We start from the raw sequence: 25,798 nt of genomic DNA, 5'->3' as shown, positions 1-25,798 counted from the left end.
GATCTGTCGAAAGCCGCCGTCAGCCCTGTGCTGCGATGGCCGCCAGCGCGCCGGCAATGCGCGCATCGTGGCTGCCGCGCATCACTAGATAAGGCGCACCGCTGGCGTCGAGCGCGGCGCGATAGCGATCGAACAACATGCCGCGATCGTTCGGGTGTTCGCGCAGCGGATCGGGCTGCCATGGTACATCCGGGTAAACCAGCAGGTGCAGCGCGTAATCGCCGGGCTGCCACAGTGCTTCGATTTCCGCTGGGCAATGGCCGTAGGCGACCTCGGCCCAGATCTTGCACACCAGTGCATTGGTGTCGCAGACGATCTGCCGCCGACCCTGGGCGATACGGTTTTCCAGCGCGCGCTGGCCTGCGGCAATCTCGACGATGTCGGCCAGCGTGTAGGCGGTGCTTTCGCGCCCGGCGAACCAGTCGCGCACATATTCGTGCACCCACGGGCAAGCCAGCGCCGTGGCCAGATCGTGCGCCAGCGTGGTCTTGCCGCTGGATTCGGGGCCGACGATGGCGATGCGCCGGGTCATCGTGCCGCCTTGCGCCATTGCCACCAGCCGCTGGCGGCCAGCGCGGTGAGGATCAGATAGAGCAGTGCGGTCAGCTGCAGATCCTTGTGCCAGTAGATGCCGGCTGCGATCAGGTCGAGCACGATCCAGTACAGCCAGTTCTCGATCTTCTTCCGCGCCTGCAGCCATTGCGCCAAGAGGCCGAACACGAACACGGTCGAATCGAGCACCGGCACGTCGGTCGGCAGGAAGTGCACCTGCATCGTCGACACGGCAGCGGTCGCGGCAAGGGCGGCGCCGTTGAGCGCTATGGCCTCGCGCCGTCCCAGCCGCGATATCGGTAGTGCTGGCGCTTGCGGGCTCTTGCGGTGCCAGTGCCACCAGCCGTAGATCGCCAGTGCGGCGTAGACGAGTTGCAGCGCGCTTTCGCCGAACAGTTGCGCGTCCAAGAACAGCCACACGTACAGCAGGCTGGCGCAGAGCTGCAGCGGCCAGGTCAGCACATGGCCGCGTGTCGCCAGCGTGATGCCGGCGAGCGTGGCGATAAAACCGATGATTTCGAGTGAACTCATGGGGCTCCTTGCGGGCTACAAATGCAAAATCCGCCTTGCGGCGGATCTTGCGCTCGGGCGTGGCGGGCTTATTCGCCGGTTTCGTCTTTCTCTGCGGCTTCCTGCGCGGCACGGTTGGCCAGATAGTGAGCGCGACGCGCTTCCTTCTCGATCAGCTTGGCGGCGCGGGCTTCGGCCAGTTGTGCTTCTTTTTCCTCGCGTTTGGCCTTGGCGAGCGCTGCGGCGGCTTTTTGTTCGGCCTTGACCGCTTCCTTGAGCGCCGCTTCGGCGGCGTCCATCGCGGCGACTTCCTCGCGGCTCAAACCGGGGCCGGTTTTCTCGAACCAGGCGATCGATTCAACGTGCGCCGTGTGCGGGAACATATTGATCACGCCGGCGGCCTTGAGCGTATAGCCCTTGATGTTGACGAGGATGTCGGCATCGCGCGCCAGGGTCGACGGGCTACAGGAGACATACACAATCCGCTGCGGGCCGTGTTCGGGCGAAATCGCCTTCACCAGCGCGATCGCGCCATCGCGTGGCGGGTCGATCAGCATCTTGTCGAAGCGGCCCAGCTGGTCCAGCCATTCCTCGGTCATCTCGAACAGATTGGCCATGGCGAAGTCGGTCATGTGTTCAAGCTGGTTGTGGCGCGCGCCTTCAAATGCACGCTCGACCAGCTGCTTGCTGCCTTCCATGCCGAGCACCTTGGCGCCGCGACGGGCGATCGGCAGGGTGAAGTTGCCCAGGCCGCAGAACATGTCGGCGATGGTTTCACCCGGCTGCGGATCAAGCAGATTGATCGCGCGCTCGACCATCACCCGGTTGACCGCGTGGTTGACCTGGGTGAATTCGGTCGGCTTGAACGGCATTTCGATACCGAACTCGGGCAGCGTGTAGTTGAGCTGCGGCGCGTCCTTCGGGTACAGCGGGAAGGCGGTGTCCGGGCCTTTGGGCTGCAGCCAGATCTGCACCTTCCATTCATCGGCATAGGCCTTGAAGTGGGCTTCATCCTCAACCGTGATATCGGCCATATTGCGGAACACCAGCACGGTGACGTTCTCGCCGGCGGCGACTTCGATCTGCGGCATCTGGGTGATGATGGACAGCTTGGCAACCAGTTCGCGCAGCGCCGGCAGCTGTTTGGCCACATGCGGCACCAGCACATGGCATTCGGTCATGTCGGCGACATAACGCGAACGCTTCTCGTGGAAACCGACCAGCACACCACCTTTTTTGGCGACATGGCGAACCGACAAGCGTGCGCGGTGGCGATAGCCCCAGGCGGTGCCGTAGATCGCCGGCAGGCTGGTCTCGAAATCGACCTTGCCGATGCGCGCCAGATTGTCTTCGAGGATGCGTTGCTTGGCCGCGACCTGCGCGCCGAACTCCATGTGCTGGATCGAGCAGCCGCCGCAGACACCGAAGTGCGGGCACTTGGGCGTGGTGCGCATGAAGCTTTCGTTGTGGATCTCGAGCGCCTGCGCGTTCTCGAAGCTGGGCTTCTTGCGGTAGCTCTGATAGCCGACCGTCTCGAACGGCAGTGCGCCGTCGATGAATAGGGTCTTGCCATCGACGTGCGCGACGCCGTGGCCTTCGTGGTCGAGCGATTCGATGCGGGCGGTAGGGGGCGTCATGTTGCGTAAATGGCTGTAAAACCGGCAATTATACGCGGGCAAACACGATCGGCGCGGCCGTCTGGCGCGGCTTGTTTATGATGGGCTCGCGATAACTTTGTGCGTATGTAAGCAATGACCAGAAAATCATACTTCCAGTTTGACTCACTCGTTCAGGCCGACAGTTGGGAGTTGTTCTCCCTGGCCGTGGTCGACGCCGCGCTCACCGCCTTCGGCGCCACGCGCACCTTTCTTGTTTTACAGGAAGGCGGCGAGCCGCGCGTTCATGCCCAGGCGGTCGCAGGCCAGCGGGCACTGTCGTTTGCCGAACCACAGTTGCCCGACAGTTTCTTTGGTCTGCCGGTGGATGAATTGGTGTGGCAGATGCAGGAACCGGCGCTGTCGGTCGGGCCGATCGACTATCAGGCGAGCGAAATCTGGGACGACGGTGCCGGCCAGCATCGCCAGCGCCTGTTGTTGCCGCTGATCTCCCAGGGCCGTCTGGCCGGCTTGCTTTATGTTGAGTTTACCGAACCCACCACGGTCAAAGAGCAGGTCAAGAGTGTGTCGTTCCGGCGCGAATGCGAGGCGCTGGCGGCCTTGGTGGCCGAACGCTGGGCGGTGACGATTGAGGGCCAGCATCATTCGCTTGATGAAATGACCGGCAAGCTGCAGGCCAGCCTTGCCCGCGCCGAAGATTACCGCGGCCTGCTGCAAAGACTGCATCAGGTGACTTTGCAAATGGCCGAAGCACCGGATCTGGATGCGCTGTATTGCCGTGCCGTGACGCTGGCGTTGTCCGAGCTGGATATCGACCGGATGGCGATTTTCGAAGCCGATGACGAGCGCAACGAAATGCGCGGCACCTATGGCACCGACAACAATGGCGAGCTGACCAACGAGAGCTGGTTTATCAGCACTTTGCCGCAACACATGATGCTCGACGAGAGCCGCCGCCGGCCGGGCGAGGTGATCGTCAACGAGGATGCGGCGCTGTATTACGACAAGGTCGTCGTTGGCCGTGGCTGGAACGCGATGATCGGCCTGTGGATCGACGACAAGATGATCGGCTGGATCGCCGCCGACAACTTCCTGCGCCGCCGGCCGTTGCAGCCTTATCAGCGCGAAGTGCTCAAATTGTTCGCGTCCATCGTCGCCCAGTTCATCGGCAACAAGCGGGTCGAGGCCGAAATGCTGGCGTTGAACGCGCGGCTGTCGCAGCAGACCCAGGAGCTCGCCAGTGCGCGCGACGAGGCCGAGGCGGCCAGTCATGCCAAGAGCGCCTTCCTGGCGACGATCAGCCATGAAATCCGTACGCCGCTGAACGGCATGCTGGGTTTTCTGCAATTGCTGAGCGACACGCCGCTGACGCTGGATCAGCGCGATTTCGTCGATACCATCGCCCAGTCGGGCGATACCCTGATGTCGCTGATCAACGATCTGCTCGATTACTCGAAGATCGAATCGGGCAAGTTCAGCCTGGAATCGCGGCCCTTCGACGTGCGCGCCGTCGCCGCCGAGGCGTGCACCATGCTCGGCGCACGTGCGGCGGAAAAGCGGCTGGATCTGCGGCTGGATATTCAGAATGTCACCGTGCCCGGCTATCTGGGCGACGCGGTGCGCTTCAAGCAGGTCCTGGTCAATCTGGTCGGCAATGCGATCAAATTCACCGATCGCGGCCAGGTCGGCGTGCAGTTGTCGACCGATGCCACCGGGGCGCTGCGGGTGGCCGTGACCGATACCGGGCAGGGCATCGCGATCGACAAACAGGCATCGTTGTTCCAGCGCTTCTACCAGGCCGAATCGGGCTCGACCCGGCGCTATGGCGGCACCGGGCTGGGGCTGGCGATCAGCAAACTACTGGTTGAACTGATGGGGGGTGAAATCGGTGTGCATACGGTGCCCGGCGCCGGTTCGTCGTTCTGGTTCATATTGCCGGCGAGCGCCACGACACAGATCGCCGGCTGGGGTGCCAGCTGGCAGCCGGCCGGTGCTGAAACCGCGTTTCTGGCCGGACGGCGCTTCGCCTGGCTGGGACAAAGCGTCTACCGCGACCACGTGGTGGCGTATTTGAGCGAATGCGGCGTCGAATGGTGCGATCTGCATTCGGCGCAGCTGGTGATCGCCGACGAAAGCTGCAGCGGTGACATTCCGGCTGACAAGCACCGGCTGCTGCTCTGTTGGGCGGCCGGCATCGTCGCCCGCCCCGGCGAGCGCCGGCTGAAAAAACCGCTGATCGGCTATGCGGTCCTGATCCGCCAGCTGTACGGGCTGCTGGTGCATCCGCTGGTGTTCGAAGCGCGCCCGGCCAGTGTGCAACCGGAGCCGCTGCCGCTGCGGCACATCCTGCTTGCCGAGGATAGCCCGGTGAATCAACGGGTGATCGAGGTCTTCCTGAACCGGCTCGGCTACGAAGTCGCCATCGCCACGAACGGGGCCGAGGCGCTCAAGCTGGCGGACAGCCAGGCTTTCGATCTGGTGTTGATGGATTGGCAGATGCCGGTGATGGACGGCCTTGAAGCGACCCGCCGCCTGCGCGCCGATCCGCGCAGCCGCGATTGGCCCATCGTCGCGCTCACCGCCAATGCCAACCACGACAGCGAACTGATGTGCCGCGAGGCCGGGATGAATGCCTTCCTGCCCAAGCCGGTCGATCTGGCCCGGCTGCAGGCGACCTTGCGCGAGCTGCTCGGCAAGGCCGAACCGGCCGCTTGGCCTGCCTTGTCCAGTTGAATCCGCGGCGCTGAACCGGTGGATCGCCGGGCGCATACTGCCGACACCGTTCCGCATTCAGGAGTCCCGCAATGACCTTGCAGCAAAAACTCGGTTTCGATGCCGACGCGCGTGTGTTGATCCTGCACGCCGACGACATCGGCATGTGCCAGGCCACCGTGTCGGCGTGGGCCAGTCTGGTCGAATTCGGCCTGATGACCTCGGCGTCGGCGATGCCGCCGTGCAGTTGGTTTCCTGCCGCCGCCATCGCCGCCGGGCAACTGGGGCGCAAGGCCGATCTGGGCGTGCATCTGACCCTCAATTGCGAGTGGCTCAATTATCGCTGGGCGCCGATCACCCGCAGCGCGCCGGAAGACGGCTTGACCGGGCCCGATGGCTATTTCCACCCGCTGGCCAAGCCGACGCATGAACACGCCAAGGCCGATGCGGTCCGCACCGAGCTGGTTGCGCAGATCGAGCGGGCGATCGCAGCCGGGGTCGAGCTGACGCATCTGGATTCGCACATGCTGACGATGTTCAGCCCGGCGCTGCTGCCGGTCTACCTCGATCTGGCGCACCAGTACCGCTTGCCGCCGCTGCTCCCGCGCTGGAGTGCGGCCGAGATCGCCCAGTGGTGCGTGCTCGATCTGGATGTGGCGCAGACGATGTTCGAGCAGGTCGCTACACGCGAAGCGGCCGGTGAAACGGTGCTGATCGACCGCTTCGAAGGACTGCCGTTCGATGAGGCATTCGAGCTGGACGAGCGTCGCGCCTGGGCACTGAACTGGCTCGATACGCTGGGTGCCGGCGTGCATTGCCTGGTCGGTCACCCGGCCGACGACACGCCGGAGCTGCGTGCGATCGCCGCCGACTGGCGCGTACGCACCGGCGACCGCGCGCTGTTCGCCGATCCACTGTTCCGCGACGCCATCGCCGAGCGGGGCTTCAAGCTGATCGGCTTGCGGGAGATCCGCGACGCGGTTTACCCGCGCTGAACCGGGGAACGCGGCAAGGTCAGAACTTTTCGATGTTCTTGGTCATCACCTTGCCGTTGATGAACTGGATGGTGATCGCGGTATTGCGGCTTTTCCAGCTGGCGCTTTCGCCGCTGATGCCGAACACACTGCCGCCGTCGGTGGTGTCCGGCTCACCCAGCAGCTTCACGACCTCGTCGTGCGGCATGCCGGTGTTGATTTTCTGATAGTTCTCGCTCGTGACCTTGGAGCAGGCGACGAGGCAGAAGGCGAGGAGCAGGGCGGCGATCAGGCGCATTGACGGTTCCGAAAAGGGGGGGGCGATCAATACGCTACCTTAGCAGATCGCTCGCGCTTGAGGCGTGGCCTGCTTCACGCGTCATACGGGTAAGCGCTTATCAAACTGTCATTCAGCTTGCTGCTAGCATGGAAGCACGGTTTTTCCTTCCGGGGGCGCAGCATGAAGCACAGGGCATTGCTCGGCAGTATCTTGATGATGGCGGCATTCGCCGCGCTGGCGAAGCAGCCGGTAGCCACCGGCCACGGCGGTGCGGTGGCGACGATCTCCGAACCGGCCAGCCGCGCGGCGATGGACATCCTCAACGCCGGCGGCAATGCCGTCGATGCCGCGGTCGCCGCTGCGGCGGCGCTGGGGGTGACCGATCCGTTCAGCTGTGGCATCGGCGGCGGCGGTTTCATGATGATTTATTCGGCCAAGGACAAGCGGGTGATCACGATCGATCACCGCGAAAGCGCGCCGCGCTCGTTCAGCCCGACGGTGTTCCAGAAAGATGGCAAGGCGATGGAATGGGACGACGTCGTGCCCAACGGCATCGCCGTCGGCGTCCCCGGCACGGTGCGCGGCTGGAGCGAGGCACTGAATCGCTACGGTACGATGAGCTTCGCCCAGGTGCTCAAGCCGGCGATCCGCATTGCCGAGCAGGGCTTCAAGGTCGAGCCGAACTTCAACCGCATCAGCGCGCTCAACGAGGCCAAATTCGCCCGCTTCAGCTCGACCAGCAAGCTTTACCTCAAGGATGGCAAGGCGCTGCCGGTCGGCGCGCCGTTCCGCAATCCCGACATGGCCAAGACTTACCGCGCCATCGCCAAGGGCGGGGTCAACGCGTTCTACGAGGGCCCGATCGCGCAGGCGGTCGTTGATGCGGTGAATCTGCCGCCGGCCACCGCCGGCACCAAGGTCTACGCGGGCGCGATGACGCTGACCGATCTGAGGGATTACGAGGCGCGCTTCCGCCAGCCGGTGGTCTCAAGCTATCGCGGTTACGAGGTCTACGGCATGCCGCCGCCATCGTCGGGCGGGATCGCGATCGCCGAGGCGTTGAATATCCTTGAAACCTTCGACCTCTCGCGCATGACGCGTGCGCAGGCGCAACACCTGTATCTGGAGGCGAGCCGGCTGGCGTTTGCCGACCGCAACGCCTATGTGGCCGACGGTGAATATGTCGACGTACCGCTAGCGGGATTGATCTCGAAGAACTTCGCCCGTGAACGCGTCAAGCTGATCGACCCGAAAATGGATCATGGCAAGATGGCGCAGGGCGATCCCTTCCTGCTCCAGCAAGACCCATCGGTGCCGCTGCGCCCGGCACCTAAGCGTGTCGCCGAGCCGGCGCACACCACCCACCTGACCGTGAGCGACAAAGAGGGCAACATCGTCGCCTACACCTTCACGATCGAGGACTGGGGCGGTAGCGGTATCGTCGTGCCCGGCTACGGCTTCCTGCTCAACAATGAAATGACCGACTTCGATTTCAGTGGCCCGGCGCCGAACGTGGCCGAAGCGGGCAAGCGGCCGCGTTCGAGCATGAGCCCGACCATCGTGCTCAAGGATGGCAAGCCGGCGTTCACGCTCGGCTCGCCCGGCGGCTCGACCATCATCACCACGGTGCTGCAGACGATCTTCAATCACGTCGACCTCGGCATGCCGCTCGCCGACGCATTGGCCGCGCCGCGGATGTCGCAGCGCAACCGCGACAAGGTGCAGGTCGAATCGCTGCTCAATTTTATCGGCAGCGACGAGGCCAGGGCGCTCGAAGCCTATGGCCATGCGTGGGAAGACAGCGACCAGATCGGCGCCGCCAACGCGATCCGCTTCAACGACAACGGCAGCGTGACCGCGATCAGCGAACCGAAGCGCCATGGTGGCGGCAGCGCCATCGTCCAGCGCAAGTAAGGCCTGCCTCATTCGGCGGCTGTGCCGGCGCATCTCGCTCCCGTTCGATGCTCGGAATCCTCATGTACCCAAATGTATATTCCGGTTCCCGCGCTTCGGGCGGAAGCGACCTGCTTTGGCTCGCTCGCCGACTGAGCTAGGTGGTGTCGTCACAAGATGCGCGCCCAGATCGCAATGCAGCGAATCTGGACTGCCGCCAGGAATGACGCCGCATTCTTGGCATAGCGCGTGGCGATGCCTCGCCAGCGTTTGAGCTGCAAAAACGCATTTTCAACCAGATGCCGGTGGCGATACAGCGCCGCATCGTGTTCACGCGGCGCCTTACGGTTGCGGCGCGACGGAATCACCGTTCTCATGCCTTGCGCCGAGGCCTGAGCAACGATGGCGTCGCTGTCATAGCCACGATCAGCCAGCAGGTATTCCGCGCTCAAGCCGTCAATCAACGCGCCGCCCTGGGTGCAGTCCGCCGTCGTGCCCGAGGTCACCAAGACCCGCACCGGCATGCCGTGCGCGTCCACCGCCAAGTGCAGCTTACTGTTTAGCCCCTTTGGTCACCCCCATTGCCTGATTGCCGCCGCGTGCGCCGGCGGCATGCGGATGCACCTTGGCATGCGTGGCGTCGATCATCAGCCATTCGAAATCCGGATTGGTGATCAGCGCTTCAAGCAGGTGTGCCCAGACGCCCTTGTCACGCCAGCGACAAAAGCGGCGGTGGGTGTTCTTCCAGTCGCCATAATCGGGCGGCAAATCGCGCCATGGGGCGCCGGTACGCAAAATCCAGAACACGGCGTTGAGGAACAGGCGGTTATCTCTGGCCCGGCCGCCCCAGGCGCCGTGGCGACCGGGCAGGAGCGGTTCGAGCAAAAGCCACGTTTGATCAGGAAGGTCGTGGCGGCGGTGTACCAGGCGCTTGGTCGGCGGTGTGCTTGTCATGGCGGCAGCATACACACTCGGCCAATCACTCGTGACGACACCATCTAGGCTGGTCGCGCCAAATACAGGCAAAAGAAAAGGGCGGGAAAACATCCCCGCCCTTTTTCATGCTTTGCACCGTTTGTCGCAGCGCCTGTCTGGCATCTCGCCGCCGCGCTTTTTCGGTTTGCTCATGGCTGCCTGCCTTGCGTGAACTGGCCGCGACCGCAAACGGGTTGCGCGGTACCAAGGTGTTGCCGATTTTTTTCATGTGTTTCCTTCTGGAGTCAGAACGGCGGCCAGCATCGCCGGCCGCCGTGGCTGGAGTCAGCCGCGGGCGGGCCATGGCGTGAGGATTTCAAAGCCGTCGTCGGTCACCGCGATCATATGTTCCCACTGTGCCGACAGCGAGCCATCACGCGTGACCACGGTCCAGCCATCCGTCAGCTGCTGCACGCCGGCGCTACCGGCGTTGATCATCGGCTCGACGGTGAAGGTCATGCCTTTCTTCAGCAACAGCCCGGTGCCGGCGCGGCCGTAGTGCAGCACCTGGGGGTCTTCGTGGTAGACCTTGCCGATGCCGTGGCCGCAATACTCGCGCACCACCGAATAGCCGGCGGCTTCGGCCAGCGTCTGGATCGCGTGGCCGACGTCGCCGAGGCGCGCGCCGGGGCGGACCGCGCCGATACCGGCCATCATCGCGTCGAAAGTGACATCGGCCAGCCGTTTGGCGGCCGGGCTGGGCGTACCGGCGAAGTACATCCGGCTGGTGTCGCCGTGCCAGCCATCCTTGATCACGGTGACGTCGATATTGACGATGTCGCCGTCCTTGAGGATGTCGCGCGGGCTGGGGATGCCGTGGCAGACGACACCGTTGACCGAGGTGCACAGCGTTTTCGGGAAACCGTGGTAGCCGACATTGGCCGGCGTGGCCTTCTGCTTCTTGGTGATGTGCTCGAAGCAGCGGCGGTCCAGCTCTTCGGTCGACACGCCGGGTACGACGTACTCGACGATCATTTCCAGCACTTCGGCGGCGAGCTGGCCGGCGACGCGCATCTTGGCGATCTGGGCTTCGGATTTGAGACTGACGGACATGGCGGTTTCCATTGCTGTGCTGGCGATATTCTCCCACAGCCACGCAGGCCCGGCAGCCGATTGCGACCGATTCCCGTTCCGCGCAGATGCGTGGCGGATCGGCGACGCTGCTGCGGATGCTTGTCGCGGTGGCGGGCGCATTCCGTAAGATGGCGTTTTGCCTCGACCACGAGAAGCCCATGACCGGCCCGACCCGAATTTACCTTGGCTGCTACGGCGATGCCGATGAAGCCACGATTCACGTTTACGATTTCGACGCGACCAGCGGGCAGATGGCGCCGCTGCAGCAGTTCGCCGGCATCGTCAATGCATCCTATGTGTTGCCTGACGTTGCCAATGCACGGCTGTATGCGGTGAGTGAAACCGGCGAGGGCGAGGTCTGCGCGCTCGCGATCGGTAGCGACGGACGCCTGTCCTTGCTCAACCGCCAAGCGAGCGGCGGCGATTCGCCGTGTTATCTCTCCAAGGTGGGCAATGCGCTGCTGGTGGCCAATTACTTCGGCCACAACGCCGCGCTATTGCCGCTGGCCGCCGACGGCTTGGTGTTGCCGATGGCGGGCGAGGTGCGTCATAACGGTGCCAGTCACGTGAATGCGGAACGGCAGGATGCGCCGCATCTGCACAGCATCACGCCGAGCCCGGATGGCCGTTACGCGCTGGTGCTCGACCTCGGGCGCGACGAGATTGCCGTGTACCGGATCGACGGCCAGCAACTGGTGCCGCACGGCCAGACCGCGACCGCACCGGGAGCCGGCCCGCGCCATCTGGTGTTCGATGCAGCCGGGCGTTTTGCTTATGTGGTCAACGAGCTCACCAGCGAAATTGCGGTGTACGCGTGGCACGATGGCCAGCTTGAGCACCGCCAGACGATCTCCTCGCTACCGGTCGGCTTCGAGGGCGACAACACCGGTGCCGAGCTGCAACTGAGCCCGGATGGCACTTTTCTGTATGCATCGAACCGCGGCCACGACAGCATCGCGATCTTCCGCGTCGTCGACGGCCTGCTCGAAGCGGCCGGCCACGTGCCTTGTGGCGGGCAGATGCCGCGCAATTTTGCGCTATCACCTTGCGGTCGCTGGCTGCTGGTCGCCAATCAGGCTAGCGGTGTGCTGGTGCTGTTTGCGCGTGATATTGCCAGCGGCGCGCTGACGCAAACGGCGATGTCGGCCAAGCTGGATCGGCCGGTGTGTGTGAAGTTCGTGTAAAGCCGCTTCAGCGTCTTTAAAAACGCACGTCAGCGTACTCGTCACCTTTCTTCTTGAACACACTGGCCGCGAATGGGCACAGCGGCAGGATCTTCATGCCCTTGGCCCGTGCATGTGCCACGGCGGCGTCGACCAGCCGGTAGCCGAGTCCCTGGCCGCTGTAGGCCTGGTCGACGCCGGTGTGGTCGATGATGAAGCGATCGTCGCCGAGCGGAGAGTAGGTCATTTCGGCGACGAGCTTGCCGGCATCGATGATGATGAAACGGTGCTTTTCGATTTCATGCACAACGCTGAGTTCGGACATCGACGGCTCCGGTTGGCTTAAGGGTAGGTCGCCAGCCTAGCATGGCTCGCCCAGTAAAAAACCGGCCAGAAGGCCGGTTTTTTTATTAGTGGCAGGCGATCAGCCAACCCAGCGCCGTGCATTGCGGAACATCCGCAGCCACGCGCCATCCTCGCCCCAGCCTTCCGGATGCCACGAGTTCTGCACGGTACGGAACACGCGTTCCGGGTGCGGCATCATGATCGAGAAGCGGCCATCGGCGGTGGTGACGCCGGCGATGCCTTGCGGGCTGCCGTTCGGGTTCCGCGGGTAGGTTTCGGTCGCCTTGCCGCCGTGGTCGATGTAGCGCATCGCGACGATAGTCTTGCCAATATCACCTTGCTGACTGAAGTTGGCAAAGCCCTCGCCGTGGCTGACGACAACCGGGACTTGCGTGCCGGCCATGCCGCCGAAGAACAGCGATGGCGAATCGGTCAGCTCGGCCATCACAAAGCGCGCTTCAAACTGCTCGGACTGGTTACGAGTGAACTTCGGCCACGCTGCAGCACCCGGGACGATGCCCGAGAGGTTGGCCATCATCTGGCAGCCGTTGCAGACACCGAGGCCGAAAGTGTCGGCACGGTTGAAGAAGGCTTCGAACTGTTCGCGAGCACGCTCGTTGAACAGGATCGATTTGGCCCAGCCTTCGCCGGCGCCGAGCACGTCGCCATAGCTGAAGCCGCCGCAGGCGGCGAGGCCGGCGAAATCGGCCAGCGAGATGCGCCCGGCGATGACGTCGCTCATGTGCACGTCGGTCGCGGCGAAGCCGGCGCGGGTGAACGCGGCGGCCATTTCGACGTGGCCGTTGACGCCCTGTTCGCGCAGCACCGCCACGCGCGGCTTGGCGCCGGTGGCAATGAATGGCGCGGCGATGTTGTCGCTAGGATCGAAGGAGAGCTTGGCGAACAAGCCCTTGTCGCCCTTGGCGTCGAGCTGCGCGTATTCCGAATCGGCGCAAGCCGGGTTGTCGCGCAGGCGCTGAATGCGCCAGCTGGTTTCCGACCACGCCTTGTGCAGCACGACGCGATTTTCTTCCAGCACCAGACGGTTGCGCTTCTTGATCTTCAGCGCGTCGTCCTTGTTGAGCGTGCCGATCACGTGCAGCTCGCTGCGGATGCCGACGTTGGCGAAGGCGGCGATGACCGCGGCGGTGTCGCTGCGTTTCACTTGCAGCACGGCGCCGAGCTCTTCGTTGAACAGCACGCCCATCATCCGGCCGTTTTCGGCGCGGGCAATGTCTTCCGAAGTCAGCTCGTCTTCTTCGCGACCGCGGCGGCGGCGTTCGATACAGAGCTCGTCGATTTCCAGCGTCACGCCGACATGGCCGGCGAACATCATCTCGGTGACGGTGGCGAACAGGCCACCGTCGGAGCGGTCGTGGTAGGCCAGAATGCGGCCATCGGTATTGAGCTTCTGCACCGTTTCAAAGAACGATTTCAGATGCGGCACGCTGACCACGTCCGGCGCCCACTGGCCGACCTGCTTGTAGACCTGCGCCAAGGCCGAACCGCCAAGGCGGCATTTGCCGTCGCCCAGATCGATCAGGATCAGGTCGGTATCGGCTTCGTTTCGCAGTTGCGGCGTCAGCACGCGGCGTACGTCGGTGACCGGGGCGAAGCCGGTGATCACCAAGGACAGCGGCGCGGTGACTTGCTTGGCTTCGTCGCCCTCGGACCAGACGGTCTTCATCGACATCGAATCCTTGCCGACCGGGATCGAAATCCCCAGTTCGCGGCACAGATCGAGGCCGACGGCCTTGACGGTGTCATACAGGTTGGCGTCTTCACCCGGATGGCCGGCCGGCGCCATCCAGTTGGCCGAGAGCTTCACATCGGCGAGCTTGGCGATCGGTGCCGCGGCGAGGTTGGTCAGCGCTTCGGCGACCGCCATGCGGCCCGACGCCGGGCCGGAGATCAGCGCCAGCGGCGTGCGCTCGCCCATCGCCATCGCTTCGCCGAGATAGGTGTCGTAACCCATCGCGGTGACGGCGACGTCGGCCACCGGCACTTGCCACGGGCCGACGAACTGGTCGCGCGCGGTGTAGCCGCCAACGGTACGGTCGCCGATATTGATCAGGAACGATTTGTCGGCCACGGCCGGCAATTGCAGCACACGGTAGGCGGCTTCTTTCAGATCGATGGTCGACGAATCGAACATCTTCAGTTCAGGCTTCACACGGGTGACGTCGCGGGTCATTTTCGGCGGCTTGCCGAGCAGCACTTCCATCGGCATGTCGACCGGCTTGTTGCCGAAATGCGGGTCTTCGACGACGAGCTGCTTTTCATCGGTGACGCGACCGACCACGGCGAACGGGCAGCGTTCACGCTCGCAGATCGCCTCGAATGCCAAGAGGCTTTCCGGCGTAATCGCCAGCACATAGCGCTCTTGCGATTCGTTCGACCAGATTTCCTTCGGGCTCATGCCCTTTTCTTCGATATTGACCTTGCGCAGGTTGAACACTGCGCCCTGGCCCGCATCGTTGACGAGTTCGGGGAAGGCGTTGGAGATGCCGCCGGCGCCGACGTCATGGATCGACAGCACCGGGTTGTTTTCGCCTTGCTGCCAGCAGCGGTCGATCACTTCCTGCGCACGACGTTCGATCTCCGGGTTGCCACGCTGCACCGAATCGAAGTCGAGGTCGGCGGCGTTGGAACCGGTGGCCATCGAGCTGGCGGCGCTGCCGCCCATGCCGATCAGCATGCCCGGGCCGCCGAGCTGGATCAGCAGGCTGCCGTCGGGCAGACCGTGCTTGCCGACGTGGATGGCGTTGATATTGCCCATGCCGCCGGCGAGCATGATGGGCTTGTGATAGCCGCGACGCTCGCCGCCAAAGTCTTCTTCAAAAGTGCGGAAATAGCCGGCGATGTTCGGGCGGCCGAATTCGTTGTTGAACGCGGCGCCGCCGATCGGGCCTTCGATCATGATGTCCAGCGCCGAGGCAATGCGCTCGGGCTTGCCGTAGGCCGGGTCTTCCCAAGGCTGGATCGCGCCGGGGATATTGAGGTTGGAGACGGTGAAACCGGTCAGGCCGACCTTGGGCTTGGAGCCACGGCCGGTCGCGCCTTCGTCGCGGATTTCACCGCCCGAACCGGTCGCCGCGCCCGGGAAAGGCGAGATCGCGGTCGGGTGGTTGTGCGTTTCCACCTTCATCAGGATGTGAGTGGTTTCATCGTGGTAAGCATATTCGGCGCTGCCCGGCGTCGGGTAGAAGCGGCCGATCTGCGCGCCCTCAATCACCGACGAGTTGTCCGAGTAAGCGACCACGGTGCCTTCGGGGGCGGCCTTGTGCGTTTCGCGGATCATGCCGAACAGGCTGTACGGCTGCGCTTCGCCGTCGATCACGTAATTGGCGTTGAAAATCTTGTGGCGACAGTGTTCGGAATTGGCCTGCGCGAACATGGTCAGCTCGACGTCGGTCGGATTGCGCTGCAGCTTGGTGAAGTTCTCGACCAGATAATCGATTTCGTCGTCCGACAAGGCCAGACCGAATTCGACGTTGGCTTTTTCCAGCGCCGGCTTGCCGCCGTTCAACACATCGACGCTCGCCAGCGGCGTCGGCTCGAAGTGGCGGAACAGCTCACGGCCGGCGTCCAGCGTCTCGAAGACCTGTTCGGTCATCCGGTCGTGGATCAGCGGCAGCAGCAGGCTCTTTTCCGCGGCGGACAACGGCGCGCCGTTCTTGCTTGCGTACACGGCCACGCCGCGCTCGATCCGCGCGATCTGGCCGAGCCCACAGTGTTCGGCGATGTCGGAGGCCTTGCTCGACCACGGCGAGATGGTGCCCAGGCGCGGCAGCACCAAGAGCAGCGAGCCGACGGCTTTCGCGGGCTCTGCCGGTTCGCCGTAGTGCAGGATGCGCGCCAGCGTCGCCTGGGCTTTATCGTCCAGCGGTGTGTTCACTTCCGCGAAATGCCAGAACTCGGCGTACAGATCGGCGCTGATGCCGTTGTCGCTCAGCGCATTGCGCAATTTGTCGAGTCGAAAGGCGGAAAGTGCGGTGCCACCGCGTAGCTGAAGGACGTCTGCCATGTCGTAAGGTCCGGAAATCATGGGTAAAAATCTGAGGCGCAATTGTACCGAAAAACCGGCTCGGCCGCTTTGCGCTGCATCGGCCGTCCGGCGGCGTTTTTCCTTGCTTGTTGTGTGTAAGGAAAAGCGCAAGCCGAGCACTGTTCCACTTAAGCACTTGCTTCTACACTGTCGCAGTCGGGTGGCGCTTAGACCACCGTCTCACGTATCTGGATAGAGGAAGAGAAGATGACCCAGCCCGCAGGCAAGCAACTGGCTTTGCAATGGCAGTGCATCACCAACGGCCACAACGGCGATAACTTCATCGCCGAACTGACGCTGAGCAACCGTTCCGCCGTGCCGCTTTCGGGCGAAGGCTGGGCGATCTATTTCAATACCTGCCGCAAGATCAAGCCCGAGGGCATCGAAGGCGGCGTGGTGATCGAGCAGGTCAACGGCGATTTGTGGCGCATGGTGCCGGCCGCCGGCTTTGGCGGCCTTGCCGCCGGTGAAAGCCGCGTCATTCGCTACGAAGGTTTGTTCTGGGTCATCCAGGAAACCGACGCGCCGCTGGGTTTCTACATTGTGTACGGCGATGGCACGCCGCAAGCGCGCGCCGAAGCGATCGGCGACCCGCTGATCCTGCCTTTCGCGACCGAGGGCCAGCGCAACCGCTCGGCCAACGACAAGGTGCAGCCGGTGACGCCGGCGACGCGTTTTGCCGACAACGAAAAACTCACCCTGCTCGCCGCCGACGCCGTCGGCAAGATCACCCCGACGCCACTGGAGTCGAGCTTTGGTGGCGGCCATTTCGTCATCGACGCGAACACCGCGATCGTCCATTCGGATACGCTGAACGCCGAGGCCGCCTTCCTGCAAGCCGCGTTGGCCGATGTGGGTGTGCAAGCGCAACGCGCCGCGCAAGGCAAGGGCATCGTGCTGCAGATCGGCGCCGTCAACGTCGCCCAGACCGGTGCAGCTGTCGAGGCGTATTCGCTCGAGATCGACGCCAGCGGCGTGGTGATTACCGGTGCCTCGGCACACGGTGTCTTCAACGGTATCCAGAGCCTGCGCCAGTTGCTGCCGGTCGATGCCTTTGTGAACCCGCTGCCTGCGCTGGCGGTGCCGTTCGGCCGCGTCGTCGATGCGCCGCGCTTCGCGTATCGCGGCCTGCATCTGGATGTGGGTCGTAACTTCTCGTCCAAAGCGAGCGTACTGCGGCTTTTGGAATGCATGGCGCTGTACAAGCTCAACCAGTTCCATTTTCACCTGACCGATGACGAAGGCTGGCGCCTGGAAATCCCGACGCTGCCGGAGCTGACCGAAATCGGTTCGGGCCGCGGCTTTACCGCTTCTGAGACCGATCATCTGGTGCCGTGCTTCGGTTCGGGCGCCGAGGTCGAAGGGTCGAGCGGCACCGGTTTCTATAGCCGTGCCGAGTTCATCGAAATCCTCAAGTTCGCCACCGAGCGCCATATCGAGATCGTTCCCGAATTCGACGTGCCGGGCCATGCCCGTGCGGCGATCAAGGCGATGAACGTGCGCTACGAGCGCCTCAAGGCCGCCGGCCAGCTCGAAGCCGCCGAGCAGTATCTGCTGGTCGATTTCGCCGACAAGTCCGAGTACGAATCGGTGCAGCTGTGGCACGACAACGTGATGTGCATCGCCCGTGAAGGTGCGTACAACTTCATCGAAACGGTGATCACCGACGTCAAGGCGATGTACTTTGATGCCGGTGCGCCGCTGACGACCTTGCATACCGGCGGCGACGAAGTGCCGCACGGCGCGTGGGAAGCATCGCCGATCTGCCTGGCGTTCATGCAAGAACACGGCATGACGACGATCCAGGAACTGCAGGACCACTTCCTCGAGCGCTACCGCGACATTCTCAAAAAGCACGGGCTGATTTTTGGTGGCTGGGAAGAAATCGCGCTGAAGAAGGAAACCGTCGACGGCGTGGTGCATCACGGCCCGAATCCGAAGTTCGTCGATGCCAACTTCCGCCCTTACATCTGGAACAATGTCTGGGGCTGGGGCCAGGAAGACTTTGCCTATCAGCTGGCCAACGCCGGCTACAAGGTGGTGTTGTGCAACGTCACCAATCTGTACTTCGATCTGGCGTATGAAAAAGATCCGCTCGAGCCGGGCTACTACTGGGGTGGCTTCATCACCACGCGCAAGGCGTTCGAGTTCTGCCCGCTGGATATCTACACTACGGCGACGGTCAACCTGCTCGGCCATGACCTGGGCGACTCGCTCAAGGACAAGGTCAAGCTGACTGAGCAGGGCACGGCCAATGTGCTCGGCATTCAGGGTGAGCTGTGGGCCGAGAACATCCGTGACGCCGGCCGGCTCGAATATCTGGCGATGCCGCGTCTGATCGCACTGGCCGAACGCGCCTGGGCAAAAGATCCGGGCTGGACCTTTGTCGCCGACAAGGTGGCGCGCGATGGACGGATGGATGCCGACTGGAACCAGTTCGCCAACCGCCTCGGCCAGCGCGAACTGCCGCGTCTGGACGGCGTGGTTGGCGGTTACGGCTACCGCGTGCCGGTGCCGGGCGCGAAAATCGACGGCGGCAAACTCGTCGCCAACGTCGAGGCGCCGGGCTTTGTGCTGCGCTATAGCGTTGATGGCAGCGAGCCGACCAATGCCTCGCCGGCCTATGCCGGCCCGGTCACGGTGTCGGGCGCGGTGAAGATTGCCGCGTTCACCACCACCGGTCGTCGCGGTCGCGTGATCAGCGTTGGCTGATCGCAGTCATCGCACCAACAAAAAACCCCGCTCAATGCGGGGTTTTTTGTTGGTACTGAACCAGCCGGCATTCGGCCGGCCCGACTGGCCAGCCTCAGCTGGCCAGTTCAACCGCGCCAGCCTTAGCTGGCTAGTTCAACCAGATGCAGCTCGATCTCGACGTTTTCGTCCGAATGGCGAATTTGCGCCAACAGCACGGCATCGACGAAGTTGGCGAAGCGGCGCAGCAGGATCGAGTTGGCCAGCGCCGGCACCATCTCGTTGCGGAAACCCGAAACGTAGCGCAGTGCGCCGACGCAGTTCTCTTCGAGCTCGTCCTCGTATTCGCCCAGCAGATCCTTGATTGCCTTGCGGATCTCCTTCACTTCCTTGAAGAGGTCGCTGGAGATATCGCACAAATCGGTAAAGCGCAGCGATACATCGATATGGCCGCGGCCGGCGATGCGGCGCGCCAGCGTGCGTGAGGCTTCGCACAGGCGGTCGAGGTCATGGTCGGACAGCTGTACGTCGTCGAGCGGAAAATATTCATGCACCGCAGCCAGTGCCTGGCGAACGCCTTCACCGTGGCGCAGCGATTCGGGCAGCGCGCTGCTGGCGCGCGCGGTAACTCTGTAGATTTGGGTCATCACGTCCTCCTTGTCTTTAGCGGCACCGGTGCCCGATTCTGTGTGAATGCGACGGGCTTCGGCTTCGGAGTGCAAGGCTACACCATCCGGGTAACGACGGCCCTAATGGCGATCGCGCAGGCGCACCGACTGTGTCAACAGCATCAACTCGCAGAGCCGTTGTTGACCGGACTGCGCTGCGATGGTGTAGGGCGTGCTGCCGTCCTGATGGCGGGCTTCCGGATTGGCGCCGTGATCGAGCAGGCGTACCGCCACGTCGGTGTGCCGGTTGGCGACGGCCTTGTGCAGCGCGGTCCAGCCTTCCGGTGTGCTGGCATCGACCATGGCGCCGGCGGCAATCAGCCGTTTGACGATGGCGAGATGCCCACGGCTCGCCGCTTGAATAAGTGCGGTGAAGCCGCTGTTGCTGCCGGCATTCACACCGGCACCCGCGCCGATCAGCATTTCGACGACCGACTCATAGCCATTGAGCGCGGCCCAGTGCAGCGGGGTATAACCGCCGCGATCACGCAAATGGATGTCGGCGCCATGGCGCAACAGCCATTGCGCCGAGCCCATGCTGCCGTCGAAGCTGGCGCGCATCAGCGCGGTCCAGCCGTTTTCATCGGCATGATCTACCTTCATGCCGGCGTCGAGATAAAGCTGCAGGGTTTCGGGTGTGGCTTGGGAAACACTGCGGTGAAAGTCGCCGACGGTAGGGCGCAGACCAAGCTTTTCCAGCGCATCGACCGCGGACTCACGGACATGATCCCAGACGCCTGCGCTCGGGGCTGGCTGGTTCAAGATATCGTCGTGGGCGTTGCCGAAGATCATCAGCTCCATGCCGATCTCTGGCGGAAAGCCCTGACGATCGGGCCGATCCATGATCATCAGCGATTCGAGATAAGCGCCCATGGCCTCGCTGCCCCATAGATCAACCAGACGCCCGGCAATACGCGGGAAGCGTTCGATCAAACGGTTCGGGCTGCGATGGTCTTGCCCGTGTTGCGCGAGCAACGTGTGCAGGGGGTGGGTCATTGCCGTACAAATGAGTGGGTTCTCACTATTTAATAGTCATTTGAGCCGTTTGCAAAAGGCAATATGTTTCTTGAGTATTTTCGGCCCGAGGCTGGACAAGCGGCGTGTCCGGGCGTATATTCCCGCTTCTCGCAACGGCACACCTTCCTCAGTGCCAGCGGCGAAGTAGTTGCAAATCGATTGTGAATGCCGACATGGTGAAATTGGTAGACACGCTATCTTGAGGGGGTAGTGGCTTCGGCTGTGTGAGTTCGAGTCTCACTGTCGGCACCATTCAAATCGAAACAAAGCCGAAGCGCATGCTTCGGCTTTTTTGTTGTCCGGGCGTTACGCGACTCGGCTACAGTCAATCTGTATAATCGGATGCTGATTGACGGAGCGCGACGTGAACGACGAACTTGGATTTCATCGCGAGCTGCAAGGTAGCCACATCGATACCCAGTCGATGTCGGCGCGTGGCGAACCGCGTTATCTGCTGAACTGGCATGTGTCGCTGGTTTATCAGGAAGCCGGCAAACGCCAGACCTTCCGTGGCCGGATTTTCGATCTCTCGTATTCGGGTTTCAGCCTGCTTTCCGATCACAATCTGCCGGTATCGGATCAGGTCACCGTGCTGATCTCGGTGCCGCCACTGGTGGCCGGCAAGCGCGCCCGCATCCTCGAGGCGAAAAGCCGCGTGCTCTATACCGTGTTGTCGAGCGAGTTCAGCCAGTTTCGCATTGGCGTCCGTTTTCTCGCTTTCAAGGCCGATGGCCGCCGCTTTCTCGAACACAATCTGGCGGAGCGCGTGCCTGCGCCCACATCAATGCGGCGCGACGAATGACGCGCTAGACTTGGGCCTCCACACCCGCTCCTGATCGACCTTGCCTACGCTGACCAAACCCTCGTTTCGCCAATTGTTGCTGCTGGCCTTCATTCTGGCCGCTGCGCTGCTGAGCGCGACCTCGCTACGGGCGCTGTCGACACTGCAACAGGCGGCAGAGCAGAGCCGTTCACTTTCCGACGCCGCGGTGCGGCAGACCGAGGCGGTCGAGCGCCTGAACGAGCGCACCCAGTTGTTCGAGCGCAGCCTGCGCCAATATCTGGTGCTCGATGACGCGAGCTTTCTGCTGCGGGCAAAAAATGCCCATCAGGATGCCAGCGACACCGTGCGCTGGCTGAGCAGCCATGCCGGGCAGGATGCGGCCTTGGTGGCGGCCTTGCAGCGCTGGGGGCAGCAGGGCGGCGCAGCCAGCGCCGTGCTGGCGCAGGATGTCATTCGCGATCGCAGCTTGCAGATGAAGCTGTTCGAGAATATCGCCCACTTGCACAGCCTGAACGAACAAATCACCCAGGAAAGCCGGCATGAGCTGGACCGGCGCAACGATGCCTTGCTGGACGAGCTGGATCACGAGCGGCGCACGATTGCGATCATGGTCGCGGTGGCCATCGGTATCGCTGCGCTGATTGCTCTGGCGCTGGCCGGCTGGCTGGCGCGGCCGCTGGCAAAAATCGAGGCGGCGATCCTTCGCCTCGGCGAAGGCCGGCTGGATGCGCCGATCGTGATCCGTCGTGGCCCGGCCGACCTGCGGCGGCTCGGTGTGCAGCTCGACTGGCTGCGGCAAAGGCTGGCCGAGCTGGATGCCGAGAAGGCCCGCTTTGTCAGCCACGTGTCGCACGAACTGAAAACGCCGCTGGCGTCCTTGCGTGAGGGCGTGGCGCTGCTGGCCGACGAGGTGCCCGGTACGCTTAATCCGGCGCAGGGCGAAGTGGTCGGCATCCTGGCGCATAATGTCGCGGCCTTGCAGCGGCAAATCGAAGACTTGCTGCGCTACCATTCGATGCATTTCTCGGCGCGGGAACTGATACGCGCGCCGGTCGATCTATCGGCCTTGATCGCCGCGATCATCGACGCGCAGCGCCTGCAATGGCAGGCGCAGGCGTTGTCGGTGCTTGTCGATGGCAGCGCGCCGGCGCTGAGTGGCGATGCCGACAAGCTGGGTGCGGTGATCGGCAATCTGCTGTCGAACGCGATTCGTTTCAGCCCCAGGGGCGGCGTGATCCGCTTTGTGCTGGCGCACGATCACGGCACGACGACGATCGATTGTATCGATCAGGGGCCGGGCGTCGCCGCCGCGGACGCCGAGCGGATTTTCCAGCCCTTCGTCCAGGGCGAACGCCAGCCCGGCGGCGCCCGACGCGGTAGTGGTCTGGGCCTGTCGATCGTCAGCGAATACCTTGCCGCCCACGGCGGCCGCATCACCCTGTTGCCGAGCGAGCGCGGTGCCCATTTCCGGATTGAACTACCCGATGACACGATTGAAACGACCTGAATACCTCTTGCCCCTGCTGTTGCTGCTCGGTGCCTGCGTGAGTCCGCCGGCGGCACCGCCGCAACCGGTTGCATCGGCGCCGGCCAAGGCCGCGCCGGTCGCGAGTGCACCCGCAGCGGTGATCGCGCCCGACTGGGCCGGTTTGTTCGCTTACGCCGCCTCGCTGCATGCGCGGCCAGCCGCCGAGCTGAACCGGGACATCGCCCGTCTGGCGAGCGAGCCCGGCGAGATTGCGCTGATCCAGCGCGCCATGGCCTATGCACAGTTGCGCGGCAATGGCGATCTGGGCAGGGCGATCGGCCTGCTCGATACCGCGCAGAGGCTGACCGGGCCGCGGGCCGAGGCGCTGCGGCCGCTGGCGCAATGGTTGTCGGCGCAGTATGCCGAGCAACGGCGACTGGATGGCGAGGCCGACAAGCTGAGCCAGCAACTGAAGGACGCGCAGCGGCGCGCCAACGATCTGAACGACAAGCTCAATGCGCTCAAGGCGATCGAGCACGGCCTGCCGATGAAGCCGGCTGGCAAGGCGGCGACACCATGAGTAGCGCATCCTTGCTTCTCGTCGACGACGATGCCGATCTGCTGCGGCTGTTGTCGATGCGGCTGACCGCCGCCGGCTACAAGGTCACGACAGCTGAAACGGTGCAGACGGCGCTGGCGCAGCTGGCGGTGGCGACGCCGCAACTGGTGATCAGCGACGTGCGCCTGCCCGACGGCGACGGCCTGGCCTTGTACGCTGAAATCCGCGCGCGGCTGCCGGCCTTGCCGGTGATCCTGCTGACCGCGCACGGCACGATTCCGGATGCGGTCGAAGCGACCAACCGCGGCGTATTCGGCTATCTGACCAAGCCCTTCGACAGCAAGGTCTTGCTGGAGAAGGTCAAGCAGGCGCTGAGCGTCTCGGCGGCGACGCCCGAAGCCGGCGATGAGGCCTGGCGCAGCGAAATCGTCAGCCGTTCCAGCATGATGGCCGAGCTGCTGGGCGAGGCTCGCCTGATCGCCGCGTCCGACGCCAGTGTGTTGATTCGTGGCGAATCGGGCACCGGCAAGGAGTTGCTGGCGCGGGCGATTCACAAGGCCAGCCCGCGCTCTGGCAAGCCGTTTGTCGCGATCAACTGCGGCGCGATTCCGGAGGCGCTGCTGGAATCCGAGCTGTTCGGCCACGTCAAAGGCGCGTTTACCGGCGCGATCGCCCATCATCGCGGCCTGTTTCAGGCTGCCGATGGCGGCACGCTGTTTCTGGATGAAATCGGCGATATGCCGCCGGCCTTGCAGGTGAAGTTGCTGCGGGTGCTGCAAGAGCGCGCGGTGCGGCCGGTCGGTGCCAGCGAATCGGTGCCGATCGATGTGCGCATCCTCTCGGCGACGCATCGCGATCTGGATGTGGCGATGATGGAGGGCGAGTTCCGCGAGGATCTGTTCTATCGCCTCAACGTCGTGGCGCTGACCTTGCCGACGCTGGCCGAGCGGCGCGAGGACATCCCGCTACTCGCCAATCACCTGTTGCAGCGTCTGGCCGACAAATACGCCAAGCGGCTGAACGGCTTCGCGCCCGACGCGCTGGAGGCGCTGTCGACGGCGGCCTGGCCCGGCAATGTGCGCCAGCTCTTCAACGCGATTGAGCAGGTGTGCGCACTCTGCACCGCGTCTATCGTGCCGCTGGCACTGGTCCAGCGCGCCTTGCGGCAGCCGTCGGCCGAAGTGCTTAGCTACGCCGAAGCCAAGCGCCGCTTCGAGCTCGATTATCTGACCCGGCTGTTGAAGCTGACCGACGGCAATGTGGCCGACGCCGCCAAGCTTGCCGACCGCAACCGCACCGAGTTCTACCGCTTGCTGCAAAAACATGCACTGGCGCCGGCGCTGTTTCGCAGCAATAACGACGATGTCGTCGACTAGCGACGCTGATAAATTCATATAAATCAACGGCTTGTTATTCTGCCCGCCTTGCTTGTCGGCAGGTGGCGACAAATGAGGACGCCAGTCGCGGCGATTGAGTGGTCCTTGCGGCTAAATTTCTTCTAGTAGACTGATTGCATTGGTTTTTTCATAGTCTGGCACGGTGCTTGCATTGGATGGCGTGCCTGCACCGGTTTTGTTGTGGATGCAGGCCAAAGAAACCAACAAGGCATCTAGAGAAACCATCAATGCACCAGCCGCTGATTCTTGCCGCCATGCTTGCTCTTGGCGCGACGACCACCGTTTTCGCAGTGGATCAGCGCGCCGCCAGCACCGGCGCGACCGAGCGGTTCGGTACGTCCAGCTCCAGCGAGGCATTCGTCGACGACGCCATCCTCACCACGCAGGTGAAAGTGGCCTTGTTTGACGACCCGGCGCTATCGACCTTTAACGTCAAAGTCCGCTCGCAGCGAGGGCACGTCATATTGTCCGGCACGGTGAGCACCGCCGAGGAACGGACGAAGGCGATTCAGATCGTCGCCGGGGTGCGCGGTGTCAAGAACGTCCACAGCGCCATCGTGATCAAGGAAAAGGCTCGCGCCCGCCTGGTGTGATCTGCCTGCCCAAACCGTATTCAATAAGGATTTGTCGTGAAAACCCGAACCAAGACCGTCCTGATCGCCAGCCTGCTTTCGCTGGGCCTATATGCGCAAGTTGCGAGCGGTGCCAGCGAGAATAGCCAATCCGATGCACAGATCGCCAAGGCGGCAAACACCGCGCTGCAGCAGAACAAGCAGCTCAAGTCCTTTGGCTTGCGCGCAGTCAGCGACAAGGGCGTGCTGACGCTGCAGGGCACCGTCGATACGCCATCGTCCGGTGCGCTGGCGGTGGCGGTGGCGTCGGGCGTGGATGGCGTGCGCGACATCCGCAGCGATATGCGTCTGCCGGGCGGACCACTGAAAATCTGATCTCTTGATCCGGTTCAAACCACGTTTTCGGGGCAACAGGTCCTGCACGTCCTGTCGTGACATCGATGCCGGCTTAGCCGGAAACTCTCCCCAAAACAAAAGGCTGCCTGTTGGCAGCCTTTTGT

At 63.4% G+C, this 25,798-nt stretch carries 22 protein-coding genes and 1 tRNA gene; 12 read left to right on the top strand and 11 right to left on the bottom strand.

Going from position 1 to position 25,798, the window contains the following annotated elements; translation table 11 throughout:
- Positions 1-19 precede the first annotated feature (19 nt).
- The 3 genes from JLC71_RS08715 to rlmD form a co-directional block, all read right to left on the bottom strand.
- A complete protein-coding gene (locus tag JLC71_RS08715) occupies positions 20-532 on the bottom strand; it encodes an AAA family ATPase (protein WP_236250843.1) in 513 nt (170 codons plus the stop codon).
- On the bottom strand, positions 529-1,083 hold the full coding sequence (gene pnuC / locus JLC71_RS08710) for a nicotinamide riboside transporter PnuC (protein ID WP_200915014.1): 555 nt from the start codon (positions 1,081-1,083) through the stop codon (positions 529-531). The genes JLC71_RS08715 and pnuC overlap by 4 nt, the downstream gene beginning before the upstream one ends.
- A 68-nt stretch (positions 1,084-1,151) precedes the next feature.
- Positions 1,152-2,699 carry a 23S rRNA (uracil(1939)-C(5))-methyltransferase RlmD gene (gene rlmD, locus JLC71_RS08705; protein ID WP_200915012.1) on the bottom strand — a complete coding sequence of 516 codons (1,548 nt, stop codon included), beginning with the start codon at positions 2,697-2,699 and terminating at the stop codon, positions 1,152-1,154.
- A gap of 114 nt (positions 2,700-2,813) precedes the next feature.
- Here rlmD and JLC71_RS08700 point away from each other — a divergent pair, with 114 nt between their 5' ends.
- Positions 2,814-5,411, top strand: coding sequence for a hybrid sensor histidine kinase/response regulator (locus tag JLC71_RS08700; protein ID WP_200915006.1), 2,598 nt, complete (start codon positions 2,814-2,816; stop codon positions 5,409-5,411).
- 71 nt (positions 5,412-5,482) lie between these two features.
- A complete protein-coding gene (locus JLC71_RS08695) occupies positions 5,483-6,385 on the top strand; it encodes a polysaccharide deacetylase family protein (RefSeq protein WP_200915005.1) in 903 nt (300 codons plus the stop codon).
- Between the two features lie 19 nt (positions 6,386-6,404).
- Here the strand turns inward: JLC71_RS08695 and JLC71_RS08690 are convergent, their stop codons facing one another.
- On the bottom strand, positions 6,405-6,662 hold the full coding sequence (locus JLC71_RS08690) for a DUF3862 domain-containing protein (RefSeq protein ID WP_200915004.1): 258 nt from the start codon (positions 6,660-6,662) through the stop codon (positions 6,405-6,407).
- 162 nt (positions 6,663-6,824) lie between these two features.
- Here JLC71_RS08690 and ggt point away from each other — a divergent pair, with 162 nt between their 5' ends.
- Positions 6,825-8,558: a gamma-glutamyltransferase gene (gene ggt / locus JLC71_RS08685; protein WP_200915003.1), complete on the top strand. Its 1,734-nt coding sequence runs from the start codon at positions 6,825-6,827 to the stop codon at positions 8,556-8,558.
- Between the two features lie 149 nt (positions 8,559-8,707).
- Here the strand turns inward: ggt and JLC71_RS08680 are convergent.
- The 3 genes from JLC71_RS08680 to map all read right to left on the bottom strand — a co-directional run bounded on the left by JLC71_RS08680 (position 8,708) and on the right by map (position 10,565).
- A protein-coding gene (locus JLC71_RS08680) for an IS5 family transposase (RefSeq protein ID WP_200915002.1) occupies positions 8,708-9,491 on the bottom strand; the annotation gives its coding sequence in 2 pieces (ribosomal slippage) (positions 8,708-9,104 and positions 9,103-9,491; 786 coding nt in all).
- Between the two features lie 25 nt (positions 9,492-9,516).
- Complete coding sequence (locus JLC71_RS08675; protein ID WP_200915001.1) at positions 9,517-9,741, bottom strand: hypothetical protein; 225 nt, start codon at positions 9,739-9,741, stop codon at positions 9,517-9,519.
- A gap of 56 nt (positions 9,742-9,797) precedes the next feature.
- The gene (map, locus tag JLC71_RS08670; RefSeq protein ID WP_200915000.1) at positions 9,798-10,565 is read right to left on the bottom strand and encodes a type I methionyl aminopeptidase; all 768 of its coding nucleotides are present in this window, start codon (positions 10,563-10,565) and stop codon (positions 9,798-9,800) included.
- 179 nt (positions 10,566-10,744) lie between these two features.
- Between map and JLC71_RS08665 the strand changes: the two genes are divergently transcribed.
- Positions 10,745-11,770, top strand: a complete 1,026-nt coding sequence (locus tag JLC71_RS08665) for a lactonase family protein (RefSeq protein ID WP_200914999.1) — start codon at positions 10,745-10,747, stop codon at positions 11,768-11,770.
- Positions 11,771-11,786: 16 nt separating this feature from the next.
- Here JLC71_RS08665 and JLC71_RS08660 read toward each other — a convergent pair whose 3' ends face one another.
- Positions 11,787-12,074, bottom strand: coding sequence for a GNAT family N-acetyltransferase (locus JLC71_RS08660; protein WP_200914997.1), 288 nt, complete (start codon positions 12,072-12,074; stop codon positions 11,787-11,789).
- Positions 12,075-12,173: 99 nt separating this feature from the next.
- Entirely contained in the window at positions 12,174-16,121 is a 3,948-nt protein-coding gene (purL, locus tag JLC71_RS08655; RefSeq protein ID WP_200914995.1) for a phosphoribosylformylglycinamidine synthase, read from the bottom strand.
- A gap of 228 nt (positions 16,122-16,349) precedes the next feature.
- Here purL and JLC71_RS08650 point away from each other — a divergent pair, with 228 nt between their 5' ends.
- Positions 16,350-18,854 carry a beta-N-acetylhexosaminidase gene (locus JLC71_RS08650; RefSeq protein WP_200914993.1) on the top strand — a complete coding sequence of 835 codons (2,505 nt, stop codon included), beginning with the start codon at positions 16,350-16,352 and terminating at the stop codon, positions 18,852-18,854.
- A 122-nt stretch (positions 18,855-18,976) separates the two neighbouring features.
- On the opposite strand, the gene JLC71_RS08645 is transcribed toward JLC71_RS08650, so the two are convergent.
- Both JLC71_RS08645 and JLC71_RS08640 read right to left on the bottom strand, forming a co-directional pair.
- On the bottom strand, positions 18,977-19,480 hold the full coding sequence (locus tag JLC71_RS08645) for a hypothetical protein (RefSeq protein WP_200914991.1): 504 nt from the start codon (positions 19,478-19,480) through the stop codon (positions 18,977-18,979).
- 102 nt (positions 19,481-19,582) lie between these two features.
- The gene (locus JLC71_RS08640; RefSeq protein WP_200914990.1) at positions 19,583-20,497 is read right to left on the bottom strand and encodes an ankyrin repeat domain-containing protein; all 915 of its coding nucleotides are present in this window, start codon (positions 20,495-20,497) and stop codon (positions 19,583-19,585) included.
- Positions 20,498-20,685: 188 nt separating this feature from the next.
- On the opposite strand from JLC71_RS08640, the gene JLC71_RS08635 reads away from it, so the two are divergent.
- The 7 genes from JLC71_RS08635 (at position 20,686) to JLC71_RS08605 (ending at position 25,673) form a co-directional block, all read left to right on the top strand.
- Positions 20,686-20,770 (top strand) — tRNA-Leu (locus JLC71_RS08635).
- 112 nt (positions 20,771-20,882) lie between these two features.
- The gene (locus tag JLC71_RS08630) at positions 20,883-21,320 is read left to right on the top strand and encodes a PilZ domain-containing protein (RefSeq protein ID WP_200914989.1); all 438 of its coding nucleotides are present in this window, start codon (positions 20,883-20,885) and stop codon (positions 21,318-21,320) included.
- A 40-nt stretch (positions 21,321-21,360) separates the two neighbouring features.
- Positions 21,361-22,809, top strand: coding sequence for a sensor histidine kinase (locus tag JLC71_RS08625; protein WP_200914987.1), 1,449 nt, complete (start codon positions 21,361-21,363; stop codon positions 22,807-22,809).
- Complete coding sequence (locus JLC71_RS08620; protein ID WP_200914984.1) at positions 22,787-23,350, top strand: hypothetical protein; 564 nt, start codon at positions 22,787-22,789, stop codon at positions 23,348-23,350. The genes JLC71_RS08625 and JLC71_RS08620 overlap by 23 nt, the downstream gene beginning before the upstream one ends.
- Positions 23,347-24,705, top strand: a complete 1,359-nt coding sequence (locus JLC71_RS08615; protein WP_200914981.1) for a sigma 54-interacting transcriptional regulator — start codon at positions 23,347-23,349, stop codon at positions 24,703-24,705. The genes JLC71_RS08620 and JLC71_RS08615 overlap by 4 nt, the downstream gene beginning before the upstream one ends.
- A 248-nt stretch (positions 24,706-24,953) precedes the next feature.
- Entirely contained in the window at positions 24,954-25,319 is a 366-nt protein-coding gene (locus JLC71_RS08610; protein WP_200914978.1) for a BON domain-containing protein, read from the top strand.
- 36 nt (positions 25,320-25,355) lie between these two features.
- Positions 25,356-25,673 carry a BON domain-containing protein gene (locus tag JLC71_RS08605; protein WP_200914977.1) on the top strand — a complete coding sequence of 106 codons (318 nt, stop codon included), beginning with the start codon at positions 25,356-25,358 and terminating at the stop codon, positions 25,671-25,673.
- Positions 25,674-25,798 lie beyond the last annotated feature (125 nt).

This window comes from Jeongeupia sp. HS-3 (assembly GCF_015140455.1).
Taxonomy (GTDB): Bacteria; Pseudomonadota; Gammaproteobacteria; order Burkholderiales; family Chitinibacteraceae; genus Jeongeupia.
This window is presented reverse-complemented; position numbering and strand designations above follow the sequence as displayed.